This window comes from Pseudomonas libanensis, assembly GCF_001439685.1.
Lineage (GTDB): Bacteria > Pseudomonadota > Gammaproteobacteria > Pseudomonadales > Pseudomonadaceae > Aquipseudomonas > Aquipseudomonas libanensis.
Genome location: NZ_JYLH01000003.1, coordinates 102,773 through 126,130, shown reverse-complemented (window position 1 = coordinate 126,130; position 23,358 = coordinate 102,773). Strand labels below are relative to the sequence as shown.

Sequence of the window (23,358 nt, the reverse complement as noted above, 5' to 3'; positions counted from 1 at the left end):
TTTTCTAGGGGCCCGGTTCCTTCGCTTGTAGGTGTAGCCGGTAAGACCCTAAAGAAACGCGGCGCCTGGCGCCAAATGACTGAGAGATTAAGCGGCCAACCCATGCCGGGTTGGGCATGTGGTTTTAGAGGGCTGAGGCATGTCGAGAGTCTGTCAAGTTACCGGTAAGGGTCCGGTGACTGGGAATAACATTTCCCACGCAAATAACAAAACCCGTCGTCGTTTCCTGCCGAACCTGCAGCATCACCGCTTCTGGGTTGAAGAAGAGAAACGTTTTGTTCGCCTGCGTGTATCTGCCAAAGGCATGCGTATCATCGACAAGCGCGGCATCACTGTCGTGCTGGCCGAAATCCGCGCCGCTGGCAAGATCTAAGGAGCTCTATCATGCGTGAATTGATTCGAATGATCTCTAGCGCCGGTACTGGTCACTTCTACACTACCGACAAGAACAAGCGTACTACCCCGGACAAGCTCGAAAAGAAAATGTTCGACCCGCGCGTTCGCAAGCACGTGATCTACAAAGAAGGCAAAATCAAGTAATTGATTTTCTTCCTTGTGAAAAAAAGCCCGTATCTCACGATGCGGGCTTTTTTTTGCCTGTGATTTGCTGATCAGGCTTTTTGTTCGAATACCACATAGATCTTGCGGCACGGCTCCAGTACTTCCCAGGTACCGCTGAAACCAGCGGGAATCACGAAGCGGTCGCCGGCACGCAAGGTCTTGGCGTTGCCCTCGGCGTCGCGCAGTACCGAAACCCCCTGCACAATCTCGCAGTACTCATGTTCGGTGTAGTTGACCTTCCATTGCCCGACTTCGCCTTCCCATACCCCGGCATTCAGCTGCCCGCACGGACTGTTGTAGTGGTTATAGAGCGTCTGCTCCGGATCGCCCTTGAGAACTTTTTCGGCGGCGGGGCGGTAGCGGTCGGGGGCCGTGTTGGCTTGGCTGAAATCGACGATATCCTGGATGCTCATGTGCGTGTCCCGTCTGGCCTGGGGTTGGAGAGCCCAAAGTCTATGTTTATTAAAATGAACATCGCAAGGGCGTTTGCCGCCGTTATGTCAAATATATTGAAACACCCCCAGCCGCTGGTTTAGGGTGGCAGCTGCCTTGAGCCGAACAGCAGGCTGGCCGGGCAAGAATTCGTGAAGGTGCCGGGATGAACCCCAGGCCCCTTGTATTCAATAAGAGGAGGACACTCGCATGACCACCCTGACCCGTGCCGACTGGGAACAACGCGCCAAGGATTTGAAGATTGAAGGCCGTGCCTATATCAATGGCGAATACACCGCCGCCGTTTCCGGCGACACCTTCGAGTGCATCAGCCCGGTGGATGGCCGCTTGCTGGCTACCGTCGCCAGCTGTGACGCCAGCGACGCCCAGCGTGCCGTGGAAAATGCCCGTGCCACCTTCAACTCCGGTGTCTGGTCGCGCCTGGCACCGGCCAAGCGCAAGTCGGTGATGATCCGTTTCGCCGCGCTGCTCAAAGCCAATGCCGAAGAGCTGGCGTTGCTTGAAACCCTGGACATGGGCAAGCCCATCAGCGATTCCCTGAACATCGACGTCCCCGGCGCGGCGAATGCCCTGAGCTGGAGCGGCGAGGCCATCGACAAGATTTACGACGAAGTCGCAGCCACCCCGCACGACCAACTGGGCCTGGTGACCCGCGAGCCAGTCGGCGTGGTGGGTGCCATCGTGCCGTGGAACTTCCCATTGATGATGGCCTGCTGGAAACTCGGCCCGGCGTTGTCCACCGGTAACTCGGTGATCCTCAAGCCGTCTGAAAAGTCCCCGCTGACGGCCATCCGTATTGCTGCCCTGGCCGTTGAAGCCGGCATTCCAAAAGGCGTGTTCAACGTATTGCCTGGCTATGGCCACACCGTGGGCAATGCGCTGGCGGTGCATATGGACGTCGATACCCTGGTGTTCACCGGTTCTACCAAAATCGCCAAGCAACTGTTGATCCGCTCCGGCGAGTCGAACATGAAGCGTGTGTGGCTGGAAGCCGGTGGCAAGAGCCCGAACATCGTGTTTGCCGATGCGCCGGACCTGCAAGCGGCCGCTGAGTCTGCCGCTGGCGCCATCGCCTTCAACCAGGGCGAAGTCTGCACCGCCGGCTCGCGCCTGCTGGTGGAGCGTTCGATCAAGGACACCTTCCTGCCCCTGGTGATCGAGGCGCTCAAGGGCTGGAAGCCGGGCAACCCGCTGGACCCGGCCACCAACGTCGGTGCGCTGGTGGATACGCAGCAGATGAACACCGTGCTCTCGTACATCGAGGCCGGCCACGCCGACGGCGCCAAGCTGGTCGCAGGCGGCAAGCGCACTCTGGAAGAGTCCGGCGGTACCTACGTTGAGCCGACGATTTTCGACGGCGTGACCAATGCCATGAAGATTGCCCAGGAAGAGATCTTTGGCCCAGTGCTGTCGGTGATTACGTTTGACAGCGCCGAAGAAGCCATCGCCATCGCCAACGACACCCAATACGGTCTGGCCGCAGCGGTGTGGACGGCGGATATCTCCAAGGCGCACCTGACGGCCAAGGCCCTGCGTGCCGGTAGCGTGTGGGTCAACCAGTACGACGGCGGCGACATGACCGCGCCGTTTGGTGGGTTCAAGCAGTCGGGTAATGGCCGCGACAAGTCGCTGCATGCCTTCGACAAGTACACCGAGCTGAAGGCGACCTGGATCAAGCTCTAAGCAACACTGCTGATCCCTCTGTAGGGGCGAGCTTGTGTGGGAGCTGGCTTGTCTGCGATAGCATCACCGAGGTGTGGCTGACACACCGAGGCGTCTGTATCGCAGGCAAGCCAGCTCCCGCACAGGTCCGCTCCTACAGTTCGTTTTGCAAACCAGAATTATCCACAGGAGCGTGGCAATGCGTTGGGCGACTTACTTCGCCGTCCTGGCCTCGGTACTCAGCGTCGGCCTGGCGTTGGGCGTCAGCATGCCGCTGGTATCCCTGCGCCTTGAAAGCTGGGGCTACGGCAGTTTCGCCATCGGTGTGATGGCGGCGATGCCGGCATTCGGCGTATTGCTGGGGGCCAAGGTCTCCAGTCGAATGGCGTCCTGGCTTGGCACCGCCAACCTGATGCGCCTATGCCTGTGGGCCGGTGCAGTGTCCATCGGCCTGCTGGCGATCCTGCCCAGCTACCCGGTGTGGCTGGTGCTGCGATTGATGATCGGAGTCATCCTGACCATCGTATTTATCCTCGGCGAAAGCTGGATCAACCAGTTGGTAGTGGAGCAGTGGCGTGGCCGCCTGGTGGCGCTGTATGGCTGCACTTATGCCTTGAGCCAACTGTCGGGGCCATTGTTGCTGGGCCTGATGGGGACCGACCATGACTACGGTTTCTGGGTGGGCGTGGGCCTGTTGGTGGTGGCGCCGCTGCTGTTGCTGGGGCGTGCCGGGGCACCGACGGCGGATGCGTTCAGTGTCACGTTCAGCGAGCTGTGGCGGTTCTGCCTGAGCCTGCCGGCGATTGCCTGGGCAGTGGCATTATTCGCTGCGTTTGAAGCGATGATTCTGACGCTGTTGCCGGTGTACTGCCTGCAACAGGGCTTCACTGCCGAAATCGCCTTGGCGATGGTCAGCACGGTGGTGGTGGGTGATGCGCTGTTGCAATTGCCCATTGGCGCGCTGGCCGACTACCTGCCACGGCGCACGCTGTTCCTGGGCTGTGCGCTGCTGTTGCTGGCGTCGAGCCTGGCGGTGCCGTTGTTGATGCACACACTGCTGATCTGGCCGGTGTGGGTGCTGTTCGGCGCCAGCGCGGGTGGGTTGTTTACCTTGTCGCTGATTTTGATTGGCGAGCGCTACCGTGACGATGCGCTGGTGCGTGCCAATGCTCATGTGGCGCAGCTGTGGGGCATTGGCTGTCTGGTCGGGCCACTGGTGGCGGGTGCGGGCAGCCAGTGGATCAGCGGGCATGCGTTGCCGTTGCTGATGGCAGTTGGGGCGTTGGGGCTGGTGGTGTTGTTGCTGCGCCAGGGGGCGTTTGGAGCAGCGCAACCGGTCTGAACTTGTGGGAGGGGGCTTCGTTGGTCTTAGAGCATGCGTTCCAAGCCAATTGAAGTGGCGAACCAGGCATTGAACCTGCGCCACCAACTGCCCGGTTCACGGGTCAGGGAGTGCAGTTGACCATTGTCTTCGGTCACCCACACTATCTGGCCATCCTGCAGTTTCGCCTCGTAGCTCAACGCCGGCGCCATACCTTGCAGTGCCAGGTTGCGCACATGTTCTGCCAGTTCCGGGCTGTCTACCATCACGCCGACTTCGGTGTTCCACAGAACTGAGCGTGGATCGAAGTTGAACGAGCCGATAAACGACTTCTTTCGATCGAAGATCATCGCCTTGCTGTGCAGGCTGGAGTCCGAGCCCTGGAAGCTGCCTCGACGAAACAAGTGTGGGCCGCTACCAGCGCTTGGATCGCCCGGTTGCCGACGCAGCTCGTAGAGTTTCACCCCGTGCTCCAGCAATGCCTTGCGATAGGGCGCGTAGCCGCCGTGCACGGCCGGTACGTCGGTGGCTTCAAGGGAGTTGGTCAGCAGCCTTACCGAGACACCTGCATCGGCACGCCCCGTCAGGTACACCAGCCCGGAAGGCCCCGGAACGAAATACGCCGAAATCATGATCAGCTCCTGGCTGACCCCTTCCAGCTCCGGCGCCAGTTGGGTGGTGAGCAGCAGGCGTGGGTCAGGGTCAGCCTTGGCCAGTACTTTGCTCGGTGCGTCCCACAGCGCCTGGTTCCAGGCCCAGATCAGCTCGCGACGCCAGATGTCCATGCGCGGCTGGGTTTGGTAGGTACGCAAGCGGTTATACAAGGCATGGTTCTGCTGGCGCGATTCGGCCAGGGATGCTTCCAGGCGCACGCGGGCAGTAGCGAGGTCGAGCCTAGAGGGCTTGTTGGAGACGAACTCGTCGATCGGCTTGCTCAGGGCGCTGTTCCAGTACTGGTCGAAACTGTGACCTAACTGCTCGGCCACGGGCCCCACACTGAGCATGTCGATATCGGTGAAATTCAGGTTAGGCTCGGCGTCGAAGTACTCATCGCCCAGGTTGCGTCCGCCAACGATCGCCACGCTGTTGTCCGCCAGCCACAGTTTGTTATGCATGCGCCGATGTTGCAGTGACAGGTCGAACGCACGCGCCAGGGTGCGCGTGATGCCGGTGCTGCGGCCCAGGTGCAGGGGGTTGAACAGGCGAATCTGGATCTGGGGGTGGGCGGCGAGGGTGGCGATGACCTGATCGAGGCCGCCGCTGGTGGTGTCATCCAGCAGGATACGCACGCGCACCCCGCGGTCAGCCGCCTTGAGCAGTTCATCCACGAGCATGCGCGTGCTGATGCCGTCGTGCACGATGTAGTACTGCAGGTCGAGGCTGGTCTGGGCGTTGCGGATCAACTCGGCGCGAGCCATGAAGGCTTCGCTGCTGTTGGGCAACAGGCGGAAGCCCGAACGCCCCTGGTACGGCGCTGCCTGGGCCTGGATCGAGCGGCCGAATGACGACTGCGTCGCCGGCAGGGCATCGCTGGGAATGCGCGGTGCGCTGACCGTCGCGCAGCCACCCAGGGCCAGGGCTCCCAACAGGAAAAACGGTAAAAGCCGTCGAATCATCAAGGGAGCTGCTTCCAGATCAGGGCGTTTGTCGGCATATGACGGCAATTGAGCGGGAAAGGTCAGTCCGCCGTTTCTGCCAGCAGTTTGCTTGCGGCGGCGCCGACCTTGCGCACGGCCTCTTCAATCTGTGGCGTTGGCTTGGCAGCGTAGTTCATGCGCAGGCAATTACGGTACTTGCCGGAGGCGGAAAAGATACTGCCTACGGCTATTTGTACACCTTGTTCCACCAGCACACGGTTGAGCTTCAAGGTGTCGAAGCCCTCCGGCAGTTCAACCCACAGCATGAAGCTGCCCTGAGGCCGACTGGCGCGGGTGCCGGCGGGGAAGTAGCGGCTGACCCAGTCGAGCATCAAGTCGCGATTGCGCTGGTATTGCGTGCGCATCCTGCGCAAATGCGGCTCGAAATGGCCGCCCTTGAGAAATTCGGCAATCGCGATCTGCGGCTGGGTGGCGGTGGAGCCGGTGCTGATGTATTTCATGTGCAGCACCCGTTCCAAATACCGCCCGGGGGCGACCCAACCAATGCGCAGGCCCGGCGCCAGGGTTTTCGAGAACGAGCTGCACAGCAGCACGCGGCCATCTTCGTCGAAGGATTTGATCGTGCGCGGGCGCGGGTAGCTGTAGGCCAGTTCGCCATACACATCGTCTTCAATGATGGCCACGTCGAAGCGTTGGGCCAGGGTCAGCAGTGCGCGTTTACGCGCCTCCGGCATGATGTAGCCCAACGGGTTGTTGCAGTTCGGGGTGAGCTGGATGATTTTGATTGGCCACTGCTCCAGCGCCAGCTCAAGGGCCTCGAGGCTGATGCCGGTGAGCGGGTCGGTGGGGATCTCCAAGGCTTTCATGCCCAGGCCCTTGAGAGTTTGCATAGCGCCGTGGAAGCTGGGCGAATCCACCGCGACGATATCCTCGGGCTCACAAATCGCATGGATACTGGCGGACAGCGCTTCGTGACAACCGGTCGTGATCACGATGTCTTCGGCGCTCAGCTGGCAGCCGGAATCCAATGACAGTCGGGCGATTTGCTCGCGCAGTTCCATACAGCCAAGGATATTGTCGTAATACAGCCCCGGCAGATCCTGGCGCCGGCTCACGCGGGCCAGGCTGCGTAGCAGCGGCTTCAAGGTGGGCGACAACACATCCGGCATGCCACGGCCCAGCTGTATGACGTCCTTGCGCGGCACCGCGCGAATCAGCTCCAGCACCAAGTCCCATTGGGAAATTTCCACCGGCCGCTGAGCCGGGCGACCGACCTCGGGCAGCGCCGGCAGCTCGCGGCTGGCTGGCACAAAGTAACCAGACTTGGGTCTAGGCGTCGCCATGCCATTGTCTTCGAGCAACCGGTAGGCTTGCTGTACGGTGCTCAGGCTGACCCCATGTTCAACACTCAAGGCTCGCACCGAAGGCAGTCGATCCCCCGGACGGTAGAAACCCTGCTCAATGCGGGTGCCAAGCAGTTCGGCAAGGTTGACGTAGAGGGTCATGATGGTCGCTCCCGAGAGACCAGTACAGATAGGGGGAAAATACAGGATTCAGCCACCCATAGGCAGTATCTGTATTGGTTTAATAAAAATAGGTTGAATCTGTAATGGTTTTGACCGCTCGCGCATGCTGTTCACTCAAGGCAACACGCCAATGAGGGACAATAAATGAACGGTATGAGCGATGTGCGGCTGGCGTTACGCAGCCAGGAACTGGAAGCGGGGCAAGCGCGGACGATGACCGCGTCGACCGAGAGTCGCTGGGGGTTGTTCTGGCGCCGTCGTCATACACGCAAAGCCCTGCTGGACCTGACCAGTGAGCAACTGCGCGACGTAGGGCTTAGCGCTGAGCAGGCGCGCCAGGAAGGCTTGAAGCCGTTCTGGCGCAGTTGATCACACCAGTTCTTTGAGGCGGTGCCAGAGCATCCCCAGCGCCAGCAGCGGTGAACGCAAGTGTTTGCCGCCGGGGAAGGTGATGTGTGGCACCTGGGCGAACAGGTCGAAGCGCCCCTGTTGCTCGCCGCTGATAGCCTCGGCCAACAGCTTACCCGCCAGGTGGGTGGCGTTGAGGCCATGACCGGCATACGCCTGGGCGTAATACACGTTGGGGTGATCGGCCAGGCGACCAATCTGTGGCAGCCGATTGGCACCGATGCCGATCATGCCGCCCCATTGGTAGTCGATCTTCACCTCGGCCAATTGTGGGAACACCTGCAACATCTTCGGCCGCATATAGGCGCCGATATCCTTCGGGTCACGACCGGAATAGTGGCAGGCGCCGCCGAACAACAGGCGGCGGTCGGCGGACAGACGGAAGTAGTCCACCGTCACGCGTTGGTCGCACACGGCCATGTTCTGCGGCAACAGGTTGGTGGCTTGCGCCTGGCTCAAGGGCTCGGTGGCGATGATATAGCTGCCGGCGGGCAGCACCTTGCCGCTTAGTTGCGGGTTGAGCCCGTTCAGGTAGGCATTGCAGGCCAGTACCAGGGTCTTGGCGCACACACTGCCTTGGGCCGTGCGCACCTTGACCTCGGGGCCGTAGTCGATGCGGGTCACTTCTGATTGTTCATGCAGCCTCACGCCCAACTGCTGTGCGACGCCGGCTTCACCCAGCGCGAGGTTCAGCGGGTGCAGGTGGCCGGAGCCCATGTCGATCATGCCGCCGACATAGCGGTCGGAGCCGATCACACTGCCCATCTCGCTGGCTTTCAGCAGGCGCACCTCATGGCGATAGCCCAGGCTGCGCAGCTCTTCGGCGTCTTCGGCCAGACCCTGCAGGTCGCGGGGTTTGTTGGCCAGATCGCAGTAGCCCCAAGTCAGGTCACAGGGAATCTGGAAACGCTCCACGCGCTCGCGCACGATCTCCACGGCTTCCAGGCCCATCAGTTTCATCTGGCGCACGCCTTCGCTGCCAATTACGTTGGCGAATTGGTCCAGCCCGTGACCAACACCGCGAATCAACTGGCCGCCATTGCGCCCGCTGGCGCCCCAGCCGATCTTGCGCGCTTCCAGCAACACCACGCTGAAGCCGCGCTGGGCCAGTTCCAGGGCGGTATTGAGCCCGGAGAAACCACCGCCGATCACGCACACATCGGCACGCACATCGCCCGTCAATGTCGGGTAATCCGGTTGCGGCAGGCTGCTGGCGGCATAGTAGGACGCGGTGTGCCGAGCGCTGGCGGTCATGGGGAAGCCTCCCTGTTTGGAAAATTTGACGCAGGATACAGCGGTCGGACGAAGCTGTCTGCGCAGGGCGTTTTGCGTCAGAATCCACGCTTATTCGCGGTTCGGTGTGTGTTTCGATGAGTTGCAACAGGCAGAAAATCAGCGCGCTGCGTCGACAGATTCCTTCGTTCGAGTGCGTCCCAGGTTGCCACGACTGCTGTGGGCCGGTGACGACGTCGCCTGAGGAAATGTCGCGCCTGCCGCGCAAGACCGCCGCAGAGCAGGAGGCAGCCATGGACGAGTTGAACTGCGTGCACCTGGGGCCCAGCGGTTGCACGGTGTATGACGAGCGGCCGCTGATCTGCCGGTTGTTTGGCACCACCAAGACCTTGCCGTGCCCCAATGGACGGGGGCCGGTGGAGCTGATTCATCCAAGGGTGGAAAAGCAGATCCATGAGTACATGGCGAGCACCCGGCAGGTATTGGTCTAGCGGATGTACTCGGTCAAAACTGTGGGAGCTGGCTTGCCTGCGATAGCGGTAGGTCAGCTAGCATCTATGCCTCTGAACCAACGCTATCGCAGGCAAGCCAGCTCCCACATTTGACCGTGTTGTGCCAGTGGGTCAATCCGGGATCGGCAGGTTAAGGCTCTCCTTCACCTCTTCCATCACGATATAGCTCTTGGATTCGCGCACATGGGGCAGCTTGAGCAAGATATCGCCGAGCAATTTGCGGTACGACGCCATCTCGGAAATCCGCGCCTTCACCAGATAGTCGAAGTCCCCTGACACAAGGTGGCACTCCAGCACATGTGGCAGTTTCAGCACCGCCCTGCGAAACTCTTCAAAGGTATCGCCGGACTTGTAATCGAGGCTGATCTCGACAAATACCAGCAAACTTCCCTTCAAATGCTGGGGGTTGAGCCGCGCGTTGTAGCCCATGATGATCCCTTCGCGCTCCAGGCGTCGCACCCGCTCGGTACAAGGTGTGGTGGACAGCCCAACCTTCTCTCCCAACTCCGTGAACGAAATACGCCCATCGGTTTGCAGGATGCGCAGGATATTGCGGTCGATCTTGTCCAGCTCCCGCTTGGTCTGGGTGTTGGTACGCATAGGGGATACGCCTCTGTGAAAAGGGTTTTTGCCGAGAATTGTCGCCAAATATAAGCATTTATATAGTGAAATGCACTGGTGATTGCTTTTTATACTGCGCCCATCATTGCTCGAATAACACACGTCAGCGGCTAAGCCCGTGATGAGGATATAAAAATGCGCGTTCTGGTCTTGGGTAGCGGTGTCATTGGGGTGACCAGTGCCTACTATTTGGCGCGGGCTGGCTTCGACGTCGTTGTGGTCGACCGCCAGCCTGCTGCTGCCATGGAAACCAGTTTCGCCAACGCCGGCCAGGTGTCCCCTGGCTACGCCTCGCCATGGGCCGCGCCGGGCGTACCGCTCAAGGCCATCAAGTGGCTGCTGCAACGCCACGCGCCGCTGGCGATCAAGGCCACCGCCGATGTCGATCAATACCTGTGGATGGCGCAGATGCTGCGCAACTGCACGGCCAGCCGCTATGCGGTGAACAAGGAGCGCATGGTGCGCCTGTCCGAGTACAGCCGTGACTGCCTCGACGAATTGCGCGCCGAGACCGGCATTGCCTACGAAGGCCGTAGCCTCGGTACGACCCAGCTGTTCCGCACCCAGGCCCAGCTCGACGGTGCCGCCAAGGACATCGCCGTGCTGCAGGAGTCCGGCGTGCCGTTCGAACTGCTTGATCGCGCCGGCATTGCCCGGGTTGAGCCGGCCCTGGCCAGCGTCACGGATATCCTCGCCGGTGCCCTGCGCCTGCCAAATGACCAGACTGGCGATTGCCAGATGTTCACCACACGCCTGGCCGAAATGTGCAAGCAGTTGGGTGTGGAGTTCCGCTTTGAACAGGACATCCAGCGCCTCGACTACGCGGGCGATCGCATCAACGGCGTGTGGATAGACGGCAAGCTGGAAACCGCCGACCGCTACGTCCTGGCCCTTGGCAGTTATTCACCGAAGCTGCTCAAGCCATTGGGGATCAAGGCTCCGGTGTACCCGCTCAAGGGCTACTCGCTGACCGTACCGATCACCAACCCGGCCATGGCGCCAACCTCGACTATTCTCGACGAGACCTACAAAGTCGCGATCACCCGTTTCGACAACCGCATTCGTGTTGGTGGCATGGCTGAGATAGCCGGTTTTGACCTGTCGCTGAACCCACGTCGACGTGAAACCCTGGAGATGATCGTCAACGACCTTTATCCTCATGGCGGCGATTTGGCCCAAGCCAGTTTCTGGACCGGCTTGCGCCCGACCACGCCCGACGGCACGCCGATTGTCGGTGCCACCCCATTCAAGAACCTGTTCCTGAATACCGGCCACGGCACGCTCGGTTGGACGATGGCCTGTGGCTCCGGTCGTTTGCTGGCCGACCTGATGGCCAGGAAAACCCCGCAGATCAGCGCCGCAGGCCTCGATATTTCCCGTTATGGCAACCACCAGGAGTCCGCAAAACATGTCAATCCAGCGCCAGCTCATCAATGAGCGCATGAGCCAGATCGTTGTCCACAGCGGTACCGTGTATCTGGCAGGGCAAGTCGGCGACGACATGAGCGCCGGGATTGAACAGCAGACCCGTGAAACCCTGGCCAATATCGAGCGTCTGCTGGACCTGGCCGGCACTGACAAGAGCAAGTTGCTGTCGGTGACGATCTATTTGAAAGACATCGACGCTGACTTCGCCGGCATGAACGCGGTGTGGGACAAGTGGCTGCCCAAGGGCGTCGCCCCGGCCCGCGCTACGGTTGAAGCCAAGCTCTGCGAGCCGCAAATCCTGGTCGAGCTGTCCGTCGTGGCTGCGCTGCCTTAATAATGATCCCTCTCCCGGCGCCGACGCTGTTGGTCGGCACCGGTTTTTTCTTCACCTTGCTGCCTAGAAGCCTGCCGCCATGCGTCCAGCCCGTGCCCTGATCGACCTCCAGGCCCTGCGCCATAATTATCAACTGGCCCGTGAAGTCACGGGGGCCAAGGCCCTCGCCGTGATCAAGGCAGACGCCTACGGCCATGGTGCCGTACGTGTGGCCCAGGCGCTGGAAGCCGAGGCCGACGGGTTTGCCGTGGCGTGCATCGAGGAAGCCCTGGAATTGCGTGCTGCCGGCATTCGTGCGCCGGTGCTGCTGCTGGAAGGGTTTTTCGAGGCCGACGAGCTGCCGCTGATCATCGAACATGACTTGTGGTGCGTGGTGCATTCGCTATGGCAGTTGGACGCCATCGAACAGGCCCGCCTGAGCAAGCCGTTGACGGTATGGCTCAAGCTGGACTCTGGCATGCACCGCGTCGGCCTGCATCCCAAGGATTACCACGAGGCCTATCAGCGCCTGCTGGCCAGCGGCAAGGTCGCCAAGATCGTGTTGATGAGCCACTTCGCCCGCGCCGATGAACTCGATTGCGTGCGCAGTGATGAACAGGTGGCCGTATTCGAAGCGGCGCGAAAAGGCCTGGCGGCGGAAGTCAGTCTGCGCAATTCGCCGTCGGTGCTGGGCTGGCCGACGATGACCAGCGACTGGGTGCGCCCGGGCATCATGCTCTATGGCGCAACGCCATTTGGTGAAGACCAAGCGCTCGCTGCCCGTTTGCAGCCAGTGATGACCCTGGAGTCCAAGGTTATTTGCGTACGCGAGCTACCAGCCGGTGAGCCCGTGGGCTATGGCGCCAAGTTCGTCACGCCCAAGCCGATGCGTGTTGGTGTGGTTGCCATGGGCTATGCCGATGGCTACCCCCGCCATGCGCCAACCGGCACGCCAGTGCTGGTGGCGGGCCAGCGCAGCCAACTGCTGGGGCGCGTGTCCATGGACATGCTCTGTGTCGACCTCACCGACGTACCCCACGCAGGCCTCGGTTCCACTGTGGAACTGTGGGGCAAGACTATCCTCGCCAGTGACGTCGCCGTGGCCGCCGAGACCATTCCCTACCAGATCTTCTGCAACCTGCGCCGAGTGCCACGCCTCTATTGCGGGGCTTAGCCGTCGGCTAGGAACCAAGCTGCCCGGGATTTAGGCCCAAGTGTTGTAAATACTGAACGCTGTCGCCATGATAACGCTCAATTACAACAAAGCCTGAATCCTAGGAGGCTCCTGCATTGGACGTCGGCGAACGACTGCAATCCATCCGTAAACTCAAAGGTCTTTCCCAGCGTGAGCTCGCCAAGCGTGCGGGCGTCACCAACAGCACCATTTCGATGATCGAGAAAAACAGCGTCAGCCCCTCGATCAGCTCCTTGCGCAAGGTGCTGGGCGGTATCCCCATGTCCATGGTCGAGTTCTTTTCCGAGGAGATTCTCCAGGAAATACCGACGCAGATCGTCTATAAAGCCAATGAGCTGATCGACATCTCCGATGGTGCCGTCACCATGAAACTGGTGGGCCGGGCGCACCCGAGCCGGGCCATCGCATTTCTCAACGAAATCTACCCGCCGGGCGCCGACACAGGCGAAGAAATGCTCACCCACGAAGGTGAAGAAACCGGGATCCTGCTGGAGGGGCGCCTGGAACTGGTGGTCGGTCTTGAAACTTTTGTGCTCGAAGCTGGCGATAGCTACTACTTTGAAAGCACCAAGCCTCATCGTTTTCGCAACCCGTTCGACGTGCCGGCGCGACTAATCAGCGCAGCCACGCCCGCGAACTTTTAACAGAAGAGGCGTCCTGCCAACGTTGTAGAGACGCCCGTGCAGTATTCCGTGAGGTTGAATCTCCCTTTATTTAATAGGGTTGTTTCGGCCAGGCGGGCTAACCGTTATACTTTCGCCGCCTGCGAAACCGTGGCCGCAGGCGTGAATAGCCACCATTGAGGGTGAACGCGTGAACCTAATTATGAAAATGCTGGCTGCACCAGCAACCGTACTGGTCCTATGGGCTGTCAGCGCCCAGGCTGCGACCAATGATGACATTGCCAAGCGCCTGGAGCCTGTGGGCCAGGTGTGCGTCCAGGGCCAGGAATGCAAGGGTATGGAGGTCGCTGTGGCAGCGGGTGGTGGCGGTGGTGCGAAAACGCCGGATGAGGTGATCGCCAAGCACTGCAATGCGTGCCATGGTACCGGTCTGCTGAACGCGCCGAAGATTGGCGATACGGCCGCGTGGAAAGAACGCGCCGATCATCAGGGCGGCCTTGATGGCATCCTGGCTAAAGCCATCACCGGTATCAACGCCATGCCCCCTAAAGGCACGTGCAATGATTGCTCCGATGACGAGCTTAAGGGCGCTATCCAGAAGATGTCAGGTTTGAAATAAGCTTAAGTTCGCCAAAAAGCCGCTTACGAGCGGCTTTTTTGTGCGCGCGATTTTGTGTTTCGAGGCTGTTCATTGCAGCAAAGACCCGGCAAGCTCGGTCCAACTCCAATTCATGGAATGTTCGGGAGCAGTCGGATGGTGCAGTTGTGTTCAATTGAGCAAGCAGTTGACGACGTACTGGCGCGGTTGCCTGCGCATATCCACATGGGTATGCCGCTGGGCCTTGGCAAGCCCAACCTGTTTGCCAATGCGCTATACCGGCGCATCGCCAAGTTGCCGGAGCGGGCACTGACGATCTACACCGCCTTGAGCCTGGGTCGGCCAACCTTGGGCGATGGCTTGCAGAAGCGCTTTCTCGAACCTTTCATCGAACGGGTGTTTGGCGACTATCCCGAGTTGGATTTTCTCGCCGACCTGCATAAAGACAGCCTGCCGAAGAACATCCAGGTGCAGCAGTTTTTCATGCAGCCCGGCAGCCTGCTCCACAGCACGTCGGCGCAGCAGGATTACGTCAGCAGCAACTACAGCCATGCCGCCCGCGACATCAATGCTGCCGGCCTGAACCTGGTGGCGCAACTGGTGGCCAGCAGCGCCGAGCATCCCGACCGCCTGAGCCTGAGCTGCAACCCGGATATCACCCTCGACCTGCTGCCGATGATCGCCAAGCGCCGCGAAGCCGGGGAAACCATCCTCGTTGTCGGCCAAGTCCATAGCGATCTGCCCTACATGCCTGGGGATGCCGAACTGGGCATGGACGCCTTCGACTACCTGCTCGATGAAAAAGACAGCACCACGCTGTTTTCTACCCCGAACATGCCGGTGGGTTTCCAAGATCATTTTATCGGCCTGCATGCCAGTACCCTGGTGCGTGACGGCGGCACCCTGCAGATCGGCATCGGTTCCATGGGCGATGCGCTGACCGCCGCCTTGCTGGCGCGCCAGGCCGATAACGAAGCCTACCGGTTGCTGCTGACGGACCTGGATGTGTACCAGTGGGCGCCGTTGATCAGCCGTGAAGGCGGTGTCGAGCCTTTTGCCCGTGGCCTTTACGGTTGCAGCGAAATGTTCGTCAACGGCCTGCTGGTGCTGGCGGATGCCGGGATCATCCGGCGCAAGGTGTACCCGGATGCAGCGACCCAGGCGCAGGCCAATGCCGGCTTGCTGGATGACGCGTCCCAGCCCGATGGCGTGTCGATCCATGGCGGTTTCTTCCTGGGGCCACGCAGCTTTTACCAGCGCTTGCAGGAAATGACCCACGCCAAGCGCCTCGAATTCAACATGACGGGCATCAGCTATATCAACGAGCTATACGGCCAGGAAGAACTCAAGCGTTTGCAACGCCTGGATGCGCGATTTATCAACAGCGCGATCATGGTGACATTGCTCGGTGCCGGTGTGGCCGACCAATTGGAAGACGGTCGCGTGCTCAGCGGTGTGGGCGGGCAATACAATTTCGTTGCCCAGGGGCATGCGCTGGACGGTGCGCGTTCGATCCTGATCCTGCGTAGCTGGCGCGAGGCGGCGGGGGAGGTCAGTTCCAATATCGTCTGGGAGTACGGCCACTGCACCATTCCCCGGCACCTGCGGGATATTGTCATTACCGAGTACGGCATTGCCGATTTGCGGGGTCAGACGGATGCCAAGGTGATCGAAGCGCTGCTGAATATCACCGACTCACGGTTCCAGGACGAGTTGATCGAACAGGCGCAAAAGGCCGGCAAGTTGCCCAAGGATTTCCGGCTGGAACCGCGTTTCAGTGATAACACGCCTGAGCGCCTCCAGGCGATTCAGGCCAGGCATCGACGACTCTTCCCTGAATACCCGCTGGGCAGTGATTTCACAGGTGAAGAGCGGGACTTGTTGCGGGCGCTGAACTGGCTCAAGAGCAAATTCAAGCTCACGGAGATTCTGGAGTTGGGCAAGGCGGCACTCGACGCGCCGGAGCCTGAGGCATTTCCCGAGCATTTGCAGCGCATGCGCTTGGATAAGCCGGAGGGCATCAAGGAAGACCTGTATCAACGCTTGCTGCTGGCCGGCTTGCAGGCCACCACGGATTGAAATTCAGTGCAAAACCAAGTGTGGGAGCGGGCTTGCTCGCGAATGCGGAGTGCCAGTTGATACATTTATCACTGACCCACCGCCTTCGCGAGCAAGCCCGCTCCCACATGTTTAACCGTGTTCAGGCAGACGTTATTCGATGAAAGTGACGACACCACCGGCCAGCGACTTCACCCGCGCCAGCGATTCAACCCGATAACCCTGCGCATCCAGCTCCGCACGCCCACCCTGGAACGACTTCTCGATCACGATCCCCAGGCCGGCCACGGTTGCGCCGGCCTGCTTGATGATCGAGATCAGCGCCTGGGACGCCTTGCCATTGGCCAAGAAGTCATCGATCACCAGCACGCGGTCACTGCTGGTCAAGTGGCGCGGGGAGATCGCCACGGTGCTCTCGGTTTTCTTGGTGAAGGAATACACCGTCGCCGACAGCAGGTTTTCCGTCAAGGTCAACGACTGCTGCTTGCGGGCAAAGATCACCGGTACGCCCAGGTTCAGCCCGGTCATGATCGCCGGGGCGATGCCTGAGGCCTCGATGGTGACGATCTTGGTGATGCCCGAGTCCTTGAACAGTGCGGCGAACTCGTCGCCGATCAGTTTCATCAGTGCCGGGTCGATCTGGTGGTTCAGAAAGGCATCAACCTTGAGGACCTGATCGGAAAGCACGATGCCTTCTTCGCGAATTTTCTTGTGCAGTGCTTCCACGGAAACTTCCTCTGATGGCGCAACAGGCGCCGAAAGTAGATTAAAAAGTAGTCGATTCTAGCGCTTTAACATCGCGCGTATATCCGCCAAGGCGGTGTTGCCGCGCACGGCCTTCACCTCGGTGGGGGTGTCGTCGTTGCCTTCCCAGGCGAGGTCGTCCGGTGGCAGCTCGTCAAGGAAACGGCTAGGGGCACAATCGATGATTTCGCCGTATTGCTTGCGCTTGGCAGCGAAGGTGAAGGCCAGGGTCTGGCGCGCGCGGGTAATGCCCACGTAGGCCAGGCGCCGTTCTTCCTCGATGGTGTCGGCTTCGATGCTGGAGCGGTGCGGGAGGATTTCCTCTTCCATGCCCATGATGAACACGTAAGGGAATTCCAGGCCCTTGGAGGCATGCAAGGTCATCATCTGCACACCTTCGGCGCCGTCTTCTTCTTCCTGCTGGCGCTCGAGCATGTCGCGCAGCACCAGCTTGCCGATGGCGTCCTCGACGGTCATTTCGCCGTCTTCGTCTTTTTCCAGGGTGTTCTTCAGCGCTTCGATCAGGAACCAGACGTTGCCCATGCGGTAATCCGCGGCTTTGTCGCTGGAGCTGTTGGTGCGCAGCCAGTTCTCATAGTCGATGTCCATGACCATGCTGCGCAGGGCGCTGATCGGGTCTTCACCTGCGCATTGCTCGCGGACCTTGTCCATGAAGCGCTTGAAGCGGGACAGGCGGTCGGTGAAGCGCGTATCCAGATGCTCGCCCAGGCCGATTTCGTCGGTGGCGGCGTACATGGAAATCTTGCGTTCGGTGGCGTAGTTGCCGAGCTTTTCCAGGGTGGTGGAGCCGATTTCCCGACGCGGCACGTTGATCACGCGCAGGAAGGCGTTGTCGTCGTCCGGGTTCACGATCAGCCGGAAGTAGGCCATCAGGTCTTTCACTTCCTGGCGCCCGAAAAAGCTGTTGCCGCCCGACAGGCGATACGGCACCTGGTGGTGTTGCAGTTTCAGCTCGATCAGCTTGGCCTGGTAGTTGCCGCGGTACAGGATCGCGAAATCGCTGTAGGGCCGGTCGGTACGCAGGTGCAGGCTGAGGATTTCCACGGCCACACGCTCGGCTTCGGCATCCTCGTTGCGGCAGCGGATCACGCGGATCTCATCGCCATGACCCATCTCGCTCCACAGTTGTTTTTCAAACTCGTGGGGGTTGTTGGCGATCAGCACGTTGGCGCAGCGCAGGATGCGACTGGTGGAGCGGTAGTTCTGCTCCAGCATCACCACTTTCAAGGACGGGTAGTCGACCTTGAGCAGCATCAGGTTTTCCGGGCGGGCGCCGCGCCAGGCGTAGATCGACTGGTCGTCGTCGCCCACCACGGTGAACTGGTTGCGCGTGCCGATCAGCAATTTCACCAGCAGGTACTGGCTGGCGTTGGTGTCCTGGTATTCGTCCACCAGCAGGTAGCGCACCTTGTTCTGCCACTTCTCCAGGATGTCCTTGTGTTCCTGGAACAGCTTGACCGGCAGCAGGATCAGGTCGTCGAAGTCCACCGCGTTGAACGCCTTGAGCGTGCGTTGGTAGTGGGTGTAGACGATGGCGGCGGTCTGTTCCTTGGGGTTGCGTGCGGCTTCCAGGGCCTCGGCGGGCAGGATCAGGTCGTTTTTCCAGGCGCCGATCATGTTCTTGATCTCGTCGACGCCGTCGTCGCCCGCGTATTCCTTCTGCATGATGTCGGTCATCAGGGCCTTGACGTCGGTCTCGTCGAAGATCGAGAAGCCCGGCTTGTAGCCCAGCCGCACATGCTCCTTGCGGATGATGTTCAGGCCCAGGTTGTGGAAGGTACACACCGTGAGGCCACGGCCTTCGCCGCCCTTGAGCAAGGTGCCGACCCGCTCTTTCATTTCCCGCGCCGCCTTGTTGGTAAAGGTCATGGCGACGATGTACTGGGCACGGATGCCGCAGTTCTGGATCAGGTGCGCGATCTTGCGGGTGATCACGCTGGTCTTGCCGGAGCCGGCGCCGGCGAGCACCAATAGAGGGCCGCCGACGTAGTTCACGGCCTCTTGCTGCCGGGGATTGAGTCGGGACATACGGAATTTAAGGAGTCGTTGTTCAAAAGGGCGGGCATTTTAACAGGCTGGAAAGATTCTGCTGCCATAGAACGACGGTGTGACGTACCACTCGATCTAAATTTGCCGGTTTTGCTACTTTGCCGCAGGATGTGGGGAATACTCAGACTATTTTTCACAGTCTGCGTGTTTGATAACACCTATCATCTGTCATGCATTTGTCATTGCCAGGCCGCACGTCATAATGCCACCGCCAACGAAATTTTGCCGAGTCTAGGGAGTTAGCGTGTCTACGCCTGTCGAACCCTTGCGTTTGCTGCTGCTGGCCGAAGAGCCTGCGTGGGCAGCGTTGTTGCGCGAGTGCCTGGCGCCGATGGGCGAGGGGGCTGTGCTGATCAGTGCGCCCAACTGGGACTCGGTGAGTCGTCTGTTCGATGACGACCAGGGTGCTGTGCTATTGACCACACCGAGCCTGCAACCCGGCCCCGGCCGTTGCAGCTTGCCATGTGTATTGCTGCTGGAGCAGGAGCCGTTGGTTGCGCCGCTGGGTGTCAGCGACTGGTTGATCCGGGATGCGTTGGACGCCGACACACTGCGGCGCTGCTTGCGCCATGTGCGCGAGCGCGGCGTGCTGGAGAACACCTTGCAGCGCCTGGCCGAGCAGGACCCGCTTACCGGTATCGCCAATCGCCAGGGTTTCCAGACCCTGCTGGCGGCGCGGCTGGTGGAAAACGAAGGTCGCGGCCTGGCCCTCGGCCATCTGGACCTGGACAACTTCCGTCATGCCAACGACGCCCTCGGCCATCAGGCTGGTGACCGCCTGATCCTGCAAGTGGTGTCGCGACTCAAGAGCCAGCTCGAGGCCGGCGACCAACTGGCACGCCTGGGCAGCGATGAATTCGCGTTGCTGATCGATACCCGCCGGGCGCCGCAGCGCGCCGAGTGGATGGCTGAGCGGATCACCGAAGTGATGGCCGAGCCCTACTGGGTGGATGGTGAAAGCCTGCTGATCGGCTGCAGCCTGGGCGTGGCCCATGCCCGCGCCCGAGCCGGCGCCGACCCGTTGATGTGGCACGCCCATATCGCCATGCAGCAGGCCAAAAGCACCCAGGGCTGCACCTTTCATATCTTCAACGAACGCATCAACCGCAATGCCCGCAGCTTGGCCGACCTGGAGAGTGAACTGCGCCGGGCCCTGCGCCGCGACGAGTTGGAACTGCACTACCAGCCGCGCCTGGACCTGGACGACGGTCATATCGTCGGTCTCGAGGCCTTGGTGCGTTGGCGCCACGGTGAGCGCGGCTTGTTGCCGCCCAGCGAGTTCGTGCCGCTGGCCGAGCAGAGCGGCCTGATCGTGCCATTGGGCTACTGGGTGATATCCCGGGCCTTGCGCGACATGCAAGACCTGCGCGAACGCGGTCTGCCGCCGCTGCACATGGCGGTCAACCTGTCGTTCCGCCAGTTCCAGGACAGCCAGTTACTGTCAACGCTCAGTCGCCTTATTGCCGAGCGCGGTGTGGAAGCGCAATGGCTGGAGTTCGAGCTGACCGAAACTGCCGTGATGCGCCGCAGCGACCTGGTCAAGCAGACCATGGACGCCCTTGGCCGACTCGGTGTGCGGTTCTCCCTGGATGACTTCGGCACCGGCTTTTCGTCGTTCGTGCACCTCAACAGCCTGCCGATCGCCTTGTTGAAGATCGACAAGAGCTTTGTCGGTGGCATGGAAGAACGCGAGGAAAACCGCAAGTTGGTGCACGCGATGATCAACCTGGCCCACAACCTCAACTTGGAAGTGGTGGCTGAAGGTGTAGAGACGCCGGAGCAGTTGGCATTGCTGCGCTTGTTCGGGTGCGACCAGGCCCAGGGTTACCTGATCAGCAAGCCGTTGCCATTGCCAGAACTGGTGGAATACCTGATGTTCGGGCAAGGCCAGCAGGCGCTGTTGGGTTGAGCTTTGTAAACCCGGTCAAGTGTGCACCCGCTAGTCAGGCAGGGCCGCTCGGAATCCAACAGAAGCATCCGGCTCCTGCCGAATCATCCGCTTCATCTTCGCCTCAAATGCCCACGTCAGGCTCACCGCCGCACACGCCAGGCCCAGCGCCAGGCCCCACCACACGCCGGTTGGCCCCCAGCCTAACGTGAACGCCATCAGCCAGGCCGAAGGTGCGCCAATCAGCCAGTAGCAGCCCAGCCCCACCAGGAAGGTGGTCTTGGCGTCCTTCAAACCACGGATGCAGCCCATGGCGATGGTCTGCACCCCGTCGAACAATTCAAACCAGGCGGCGACGGCCAACAGGCTGACGGCCAGGACGATGACGTCATGGAACGCCGGGTCGTCATGATCGAGGAACAACCCTATCAACGGGTCGGAAAACAGCCACAGCACAACGGCAAACCCCAGCATCACCATGGCGCCAAAGCCGATGCCGACCCGGCCGGCCATGCGTGCCTGCAGCAACTGGCCGGCGCCGTAATGCTGGCCGATGCGCATGGTCACTGCGTAGGACATTCCCGCCGGCACCATGAACGCTACCGAGACAATCTGCAGGGCGATCTGATGCGCCGCCAATTGCGTACTGCCCATGGTGCCCATGCACAGCGCCGCAAAGGCGAACAGCCCGACCTCCACCGCATAGGTGCCGCCAATCGGCAGGCCCAGGCGCCACAGCTCGCGCAGGTATTGGGTATTCAGGCGCAGCAGGCCGGTGCTCAGCGGGTAGGCCGCGTAGGCGCGGTTGCTGCGGATGTACCACATCAGGGCCAGCGCCATGCCGTTGGCAACGACGGCGGTCACCAGGCCAATACCCATCAGGCCCAGCTTCGGCAGGCCGAACATGCCGTCGATCAACGCGTGGTTGAGCAGGTAATTGACTACCGTACCGCACAGGCTGATCACCATCACCGGCGTGGCTTTGCCGATGGCGCTGGTGAAGCCGCGCAGCGCCATGAAGCTCAGGTAGCCGGGCAGGGCGAAGGGCAGGATCGTCAGGAATTGCCCGGCCGCGTACACGTTGGTTTCGGTCTGGCCGAACATCAGCAGCACCGGTTTCAAGTTCCACAGCAGCAACGCCGCCGCCAGAGCCATCAACCATGCCAGCCACAGCCCGGCCTGGGTCAGGCGGGTGGCTCCGTCGATATCACCCGCGCCATGGCGAATGGCGACCAGGGTGCCCACGGCGGCAATCACGCCGATGCAGAAGATCGCCACAAACGAATAGCTCGCCGCGCCCAGGCCACCACCGGCCAGGGCCTCGGGGCTCAGGCGCGCCATCATCAGGGTGTCGGTCAACACCATCAGCATGTGCGCCAGCTGTGAAGCAATCAACGGCCCCGACAGCCGCAGAATGGCCCAGAGCTCGGTACGTGCCGGATGTTGCATGATCATCACGCTCGAATAGTCAGAGTGTTGGGGAGGGTTGATTCTCGGCGCTTTGCGTCCACTGCACAAAAGGATAAATGTGATCGTTCCCATGATTAAAACTCATGCTGGATTGATTCTGGTAGGGTGCCGATATTGCGCCGTCGGAGCTTTCCCTATGTCTCGTCGTCTTCCTCCGCTGTATGCCCTGCGTGCATTTGAAGCCGCTTCGCGACACAACTCCTTCACCCGTGCGGCCCAGGAGTTGTCCATTACCCAGAGTGCGATCAGCCGCCATATCCGCACCCTCGAAGAGCATTTCGCCTGCCGCCTGTTCCAGCGCAGCGGCCGCAACCTGCAGCTCACCGAAGCCGCACGCCTGTTGTTGCCCGGGGTGCGCGAAGGATTCGCCGCGCTGGAGCGCGCCTGTCATACCCTGAATGCCGAAGATGACATCCTGCGCATGAAAGCGCCGTCCACATTGACCATGCGCTGGCTGCTGGCGCGGTTGAGTCGCTTCCGTGCGTTGCAGCCGGGCAATGAGGTGCAACTGACCAGCGCGTGGATGAGCGTAGACGAGGTGGACTTCAACCAGGAGCCCTTCGACTGTGCGGTGTTGCTGAGCGACGGGCACTTTCCGGCGGACTGGGAAGCCAGCTATCTGTTCCCGGAATTACTGATTCCCGTGGGCGCGCCGAACCTGCTGGACGATGGCCCCTGGGACGCAGCCCGACTGGCGAGTGCCGAGTTGCTGCACCCCACCCCCGACCGTCGCGACTGGCGCAACTGGCTGGAACGCATGGGCTTGTCATCCCAAGTGTCCCTCAAGGGCGGGCAGGTGTTCGATACCCTCGAACTGGGCATGATCGCTGCGGCGCGGGGCTATGGCGTTTCCATGGGCGATCTGCTGATGGTGGCTGAGGATGTGGCGCAAGGTCGACTCAGCCTGCCGTGGCCAACGGCAGTGGCGAGTGGGGAAAATTATTACCTGGTGTGGCCTAAAACCCGCCCCGGTGGCGAGCGTTTGCGCAGGCTGGCGGAGTTTCTTCAAGGTGAAGTCAAGGCGATGGAGTTGCCCCAGGTGGAGCACCTCGATTGAGCGTGGCCAGGTCTATGGT

22 protein-coding genes are annotated in these 23,358 nt (G+C 60.9%); 14 read left to right on the top strand and 8 right to left on the bottom strand.

What is annotated here, in order from left to right:
• The first annotated feature begins 139 nt into the window (after window positions 1-139).
• Window positions 140-373 (top strand): 50S ribosomal protein L28, encoded by a 234-nt coding sequence (gene rpmB / locus TU73_RS05940; RefSeq protein WP_003176907.1) that lies wholly within the window; start codon window positions 140-142, stop codon window positions 371-373.
• A gap of 11 nt (window positions 374-384) precedes the next feature.
• Window positions 385-540 carry a 50S ribosomal protein L33 gene (rpmG, locus tag TU73_RS05935; RefSeq protein WP_003176906.1) on the top strand — a complete coding sequence of 52 codons (156 nt, stop codon included), beginning with the start codon at window positions 385-387 and terminating at the stop codon, window positions 538-540.
• Window positions 541-611: 71 nt separating this feature from the next.
• Here rpmG and TU73_RS05930 read toward each other — a convergent pair whose 3' ends face one another.
• Window positions 612-974: a cupin domain-containing protein gene (locus TU73_RS05930; RefSeq protein WP_057011427.1), complete on the bottom strand. Its 363-nt coding sequence runs from the start codon at window positions 972-974 to the stop codon at window positions 612-614.
• 229 nt (window positions 975-1,203) lie between these two features.
• Between TU73_RS05930 and TU73_RS05925 the strand changes: the two genes are divergently transcribed.
• Together TU73_RS05925 and TU73_RS05920 are read left to right on the top strand one after the other, a co-directional pair.
• Window positions 1,204-2,697, top strand: a complete 1,494-nt coding sequence (locus TU73_RS05925; protein ID WP_046070084.1) for an aldehyde dehydrogenase — start codon at window positions 1,204-1,206, stop codon at window positions 2,695-2,697.
• Window positions 2,698-2,875: 178 nt separating this feature from the next.
• On the top strand, window positions 2,876-4,018 hold the full coding sequence (locus TU73_RS05920; RefSeq protein WP_057011426.1) for an MFS transporter: 1,143 nt from the start codon (window positions 2,876-2,878) through the stop codon (window positions 4,016-4,018).
• Window positions 4,019-4,044: 26 nt separating this feature from the next.
• On the opposite strand, the gene TU73_RS05915 is transcribed toward TU73_RS05920, so the two are convergent.
• Together TU73_RS05915 and TU73_RS05910 are read right to left on the bottom strand one after the other, a co-directional pair.
• Window positions 4,045-5,613 carry a phospholipase D family protein gene (locus tag TU73_RS05915; RefSeq protein WP_057011425.1) on the bottom strand — a complete coding sequence of 523 codons (1,569 nt, stop codon included), beginning with the start codon at window positions 5,611-5,613 and terminating at the stop codon, window positions 4,045-4,047.
• Between the two features lie 62 nt (window positions 5,614-5,675).
• The gene (locus tag TU73_RS05910; RefSeq protein WP_057011424.1) at window positions 5,676-7,100 is read right to left on the bottom strand and encodes an aminotransferase-like domain-containing protein; all 1,425 of its coding nucleotides are present in this window, start codon (window positions 7,098-7,100) and stop codon (window positions 5,676-5,678) included.
• Between the two features lie 165 nt (window positions 7,101-7,265).
• Between TU73_RS05910 and TU73_RS05905 the strand changes: the two genes are divergently transcribed.
• A complete protein-coding gene (locus TU73_RS05905) occupies window positions 7,266-7,490 on the top strand; it encodes a DUF1127 domain-containing protein (RefSeq protein ID WP_057011423.1) in 225 nt (74 codons plus the stop codon).
• Here the strand turns inward: TU73_RS05905 and TU73_RS05900 are convergent, their stop codons facing one another.
• Window positions 7,491-8,783, bottom strand: coding sequence for an NAD(P)/FAD-dependent oxidoreductase (locus tag TU73_RS05900; protein WP_057011422.1), 1,293 nt, complete (start codon window positions 8,781-8,783; stop codon window positions 7,491-7,493). It abuts the gene before it with no gap.
• A gap of 116 nt (window positions 8,784-8,899) precedes the next feature.
• Between TU73_RS05900 and TU73_RS05895 the strand changes: the two genes are divergently transcribed.
• Entirely contained in the window at window positions 8,900-9,253 is a 354-nt protein-coding gene (locus TU73_RS05895) for a YkgJ family cysteine cluster protein (protein WP_057011421.1), read from the top strand.
• Window positions 9,254-9,385: 132 nt separating this feature from the next.
• Here TU73_RS05895 and TU73_RS05890 read toward each other — a convergent pair whose 3' ends face one another.
• Window positions 9,386-9,874 carry an Lrp/AsnC ligand binding domain-containing protein gene (locus tag TU73_RS05890; RefSeq protein WP_003176896.1) on the bottom strand — a complete coding sequence of 163 codons (489 nt, stop codon included), beginning with the start codon at window positions 9,872-9,874 and terminating at the stop codon, window positions 9,386-9,388.
• A gap of 156 nt (window positions 9,875-10,030) precedes the next feature.
• Between TU73_RS05890 and dadA the strand changes: the two genes are divergently transcribed.
• From dadA to TU73_RS05860, 6 genes are all read left to right on the top strand, one after another.
• Window positions 10,031-11,332 (top strand): D-amino acid dehydrogenase, encoded by a 1,302-nt coding sequence (gene dadA / locus TU73_RS05885; protein WP_057011420.1) that lies wholly within the window; start codon window positions 10,031-10,033, stop codon window positions 11,330-11,332.
• A complete protein-coding gene (locus TU73_RS05880) occupies window positions 11,304-11,657 on the top strand; it encodes a RidA family protein (protein WP_057011419.1) in 354 nt (117 codons plus the stop codon). Before dadA ends, TU73_RS05880 begins: the two co-directional genes overlap by 29 nt.
• Window positions 11,658-11,736: 79 nt before the next feature.
• Window positions 11,737-12,810 (top strand): alanine racemase, encoded by a 1,074-nt coding sequence (alr, locus tag TU73_RS05875; RefSeq protein ID WP_057011418.1) that lies wholly within the window; start codon window positions 11,737-11,739, stop codon window positions 12,808-12,810.
• Window positions 12,811-12,926: 116 nt separating this feature from the next.
• Window positions 12,927-13,475 carry a cupin domain-containing protein gene (locus tag TU73_RS05870; RefSeq protein ID WP_005792468.1) on the top strand — a complete coding sequence of 183 codons (549 nt, stop codon included), beginning with the start codon at window positions 12,927-12,929 and terminating at the stop codon, window positions 13,473-13,475.
• Window positions 13,476-13,656: 181 nt separating this feature from the next.
• A complete protein-coding gene (locus tag TU73_RS05865; protein WP_057011417.1) occupies window positions 13,657-14,073 on the top strand; it encodes a c-type cytochrome in 417 nt (138 codons plus the stop codon).
• A gap of 135 nt (window positions 14,074-14,208) precedes the next feature.
• Window positions 14,209-16,131 carry an acetyl-CoA hydrolase/transferase C-terminal domain-containing protein gene (locus TU73_RS05860; RefSeq protein WP_057011416.1) on the top strand — a complete coding sequence of 641 codons (1,923 nt, stop codon included), beginning with the start codon at window positions 14,209-14,211 and terminating at the stop codon, window positions 16,129-16,131.
• 132 nt (window positions 16,132-16,263) lie between these two features.
• Here TU73_RS05860 and TU73_RS05855 read toward each other — a convergent pair whose 3' ends face one another.
• Entirely contained in the window at window positions 16,264-16,836 is a 573-nt protein-coding gene (locus TU73_RS05855) for a xanthine phosphoribosyltransferase (RefSeq protein ID WP_003195447.1), read from the bottom strand.
• A 57-nt stretch (window positions 16,837-16,893) separates the two neighbouring features.
• Window positions 16,894-18,903, bottom strand: coding sequence for a DNA helicase Rep (gene rep / locus TU73_RS05850; RefSeq protein ID WP_057011415.1), 2,010 nt, complete (start codon window positions 18,901-18,903; stop codon window positions 16,894-16,896).
• A 265-nt stretch (window positions 18,904-19,168) separates the two neighbouring features.
• Here rep and TU73_RS05845 point away from each other — a divergent pair, with 265 nt between their 5' ends.
• Complete coding sequence (locus TU73_RS05845) at window positions 19,169-20,833, top strand: putative bifunctional diguanylate cyclase/phosphodiesterase (RefSeq protein ID WP_057011414.1); 1,665 nt, start codon at window positions 19,169-19,171, stop codon at window positions 20,831-20,833.
• A 30-nt stretch (window positions 20,834-20,863) separates the two neighbouring features.
• Here the strand turns inward: TU73_RS05845 and TU73_RS05840 are convergent, their stop codons facing one another.
• On the bottom strand, window positions 20,864-22,267 hold the full coding sequence (locus TU73_RS05840; RefSeq protein ID WP_057011413.1) for a NorM family multidrug efflux MATE transporter: 1,404 nt from the start codon (window positions 22,265-22,267) through the stop codon (window positions 20,864-20,866).
• A gap of 151 nt (window positions 22,268-22,418) precedes the next feature.
• Here TU73_RS05840 and TU73_RS05835 point away from each other — a divergent pair, with 151 nt between their 5' ends.
• Window positions 22,419-23,339 (top strand): LysR substrate-binding domain-containing protein, encoded by a 921-nt coding sequence (locus tag TU73_RS05835; RefSeq protein ID WP_057011412.1) that lies wholly within the window; start codon window positions 22,419-22,421, stop codon window positions 23,337-23,339.
• Window positions 23,340-23,358 lie beyond the last annotated feature (19 nt).

Bases quoted from the DNA above. Each gene is read 5' to 3' on its own strand.
- rep (WP_057011415.1), bottom strand. From the start codon at position 18,903: ATGTCCCGACTCAATCCCCGGCAGCAAGAGGCCGTGAACTACGTCGGC.
- TU73_RS05860 (WP_057011416.1), top strand. From the start codon at position 14,209: ATGGTGCAGTTGTGTTCAATTGAGCAAGCAGTTGACGACGTACTGGCG.
- TU73_RS05925 (WP_046070084.1), top strand. From the start codon at position 1,204: ATGACCACCCTGACCCGTGCCGACTGGGAACAACGCGCCAAGGATTTG.
- TU73_RS05890 (WP_003176896.1), bottom strand. From the start codon at position 9,874: ATGCGTACCAACACCCAGACCAAGCGGGAGCTGGACAAGATCGACCGC.
- TU73_RS05910 (WP_057011424.1), bottom strand. From the start codon at position 7,100: ATGACCCTCTACGTCAACCTTGCCGAACTGCTTGGCACCCGCATTGAG.
- TU73_RS05835 (WP_057011412.1), top strand. From the start codon at position 22,419: ATGTCTCGTCGTCTTCCTCCGCTGTATGCCCTGCGTGCATTTGAAGCC.
- TU73_RS05915 (WP_057011425.1), bottom strand. From the start codon at position 5,613: ATGATTCGACGGCTTTTACCGTTTTTCCTGTTGGGAGCCCTGGCCCTG.
- TU73_RS05880 (WP_057011419.1), top strand. From the start codon at position 11,304: ATGTCAATCCAGCGCCAGCTCATCAATGAGCGCATGAGCCAGATCGTT.
- TU73_RS05900 (WP_057011422.1), bottom strand. From the start codon at position 8,783: ATGACCGCCAGCGCTCGGCACACCGCGTCCTACTATGCCGCCAGCAGC.
- rpmG (WP_003176906.1), top strand. From the start codon at position 385: ATGCGTGAATTGATTCGAATGATCTCTAGCGCCGGTACTGGTCACTTC.
- rpmB (WP_003176907.1), top strand. From the start codon at position 140: ATGTCGAGAGTCTGTCAAGTTACCGGTAAGGGTCCGGTGACTGGGAAT.
- dadA (WP_057011420.1), top strand. From the start codon at position 10,031: ATGCGCGTTCTGGTCTTGGGTAGCGGTGTCATTGGGGTGACCAGTGCC.
- TU73_RS05920 (WP_057011426.1), top strand. From the start codon at position 2,876: ATGCGTTGGGCGACTTACTTCGCCGTCCTGGCCTCGGTACTCAGCGTC.
- TU73_RS05840 (WP_057011413.1), bottom strand. From the start codon at position 22,267: ATGATCATGCAACATCCGGCACGTACCGAGCTCTGGGCCATTCTGCGG.
- alr (WP_057011418.1), top strand. From the start codon at position 11,737: ATGCGTCCAGCCCGTGCCCTGATCGACCTCCAGGCCCTGCGCCATAAT.
- TU73_RS05895 (WP_057011421.1), top strand. From the start codon at position 8,900: ATGAGTTGCAACAGGCAGAAAATCAGCGCGCTGCGTCGACAGATTCCT.
- TU73_RS05930 (WP_057011427.1), bottom strand. From the start codon at position 974: ATGAGCATCCAGGATATCGTCGATTTCAGCCAAGCCAACACGGCCCCC.
- TU73_RS05865 (WP_057011417.1), top strand. From the start codon at position 13,657: ATGAAAATGCTGGCTGCACCAGCAACCGTACTGGTCCTATGGGCTGTC.
- TU73_RS05905 (WP_057011423.1), top strand. From the start codon at position 7,266: ATGAACGGTATGAGCGATGTGCGGCTGGCGTTACGCAGCCAGGAACTG.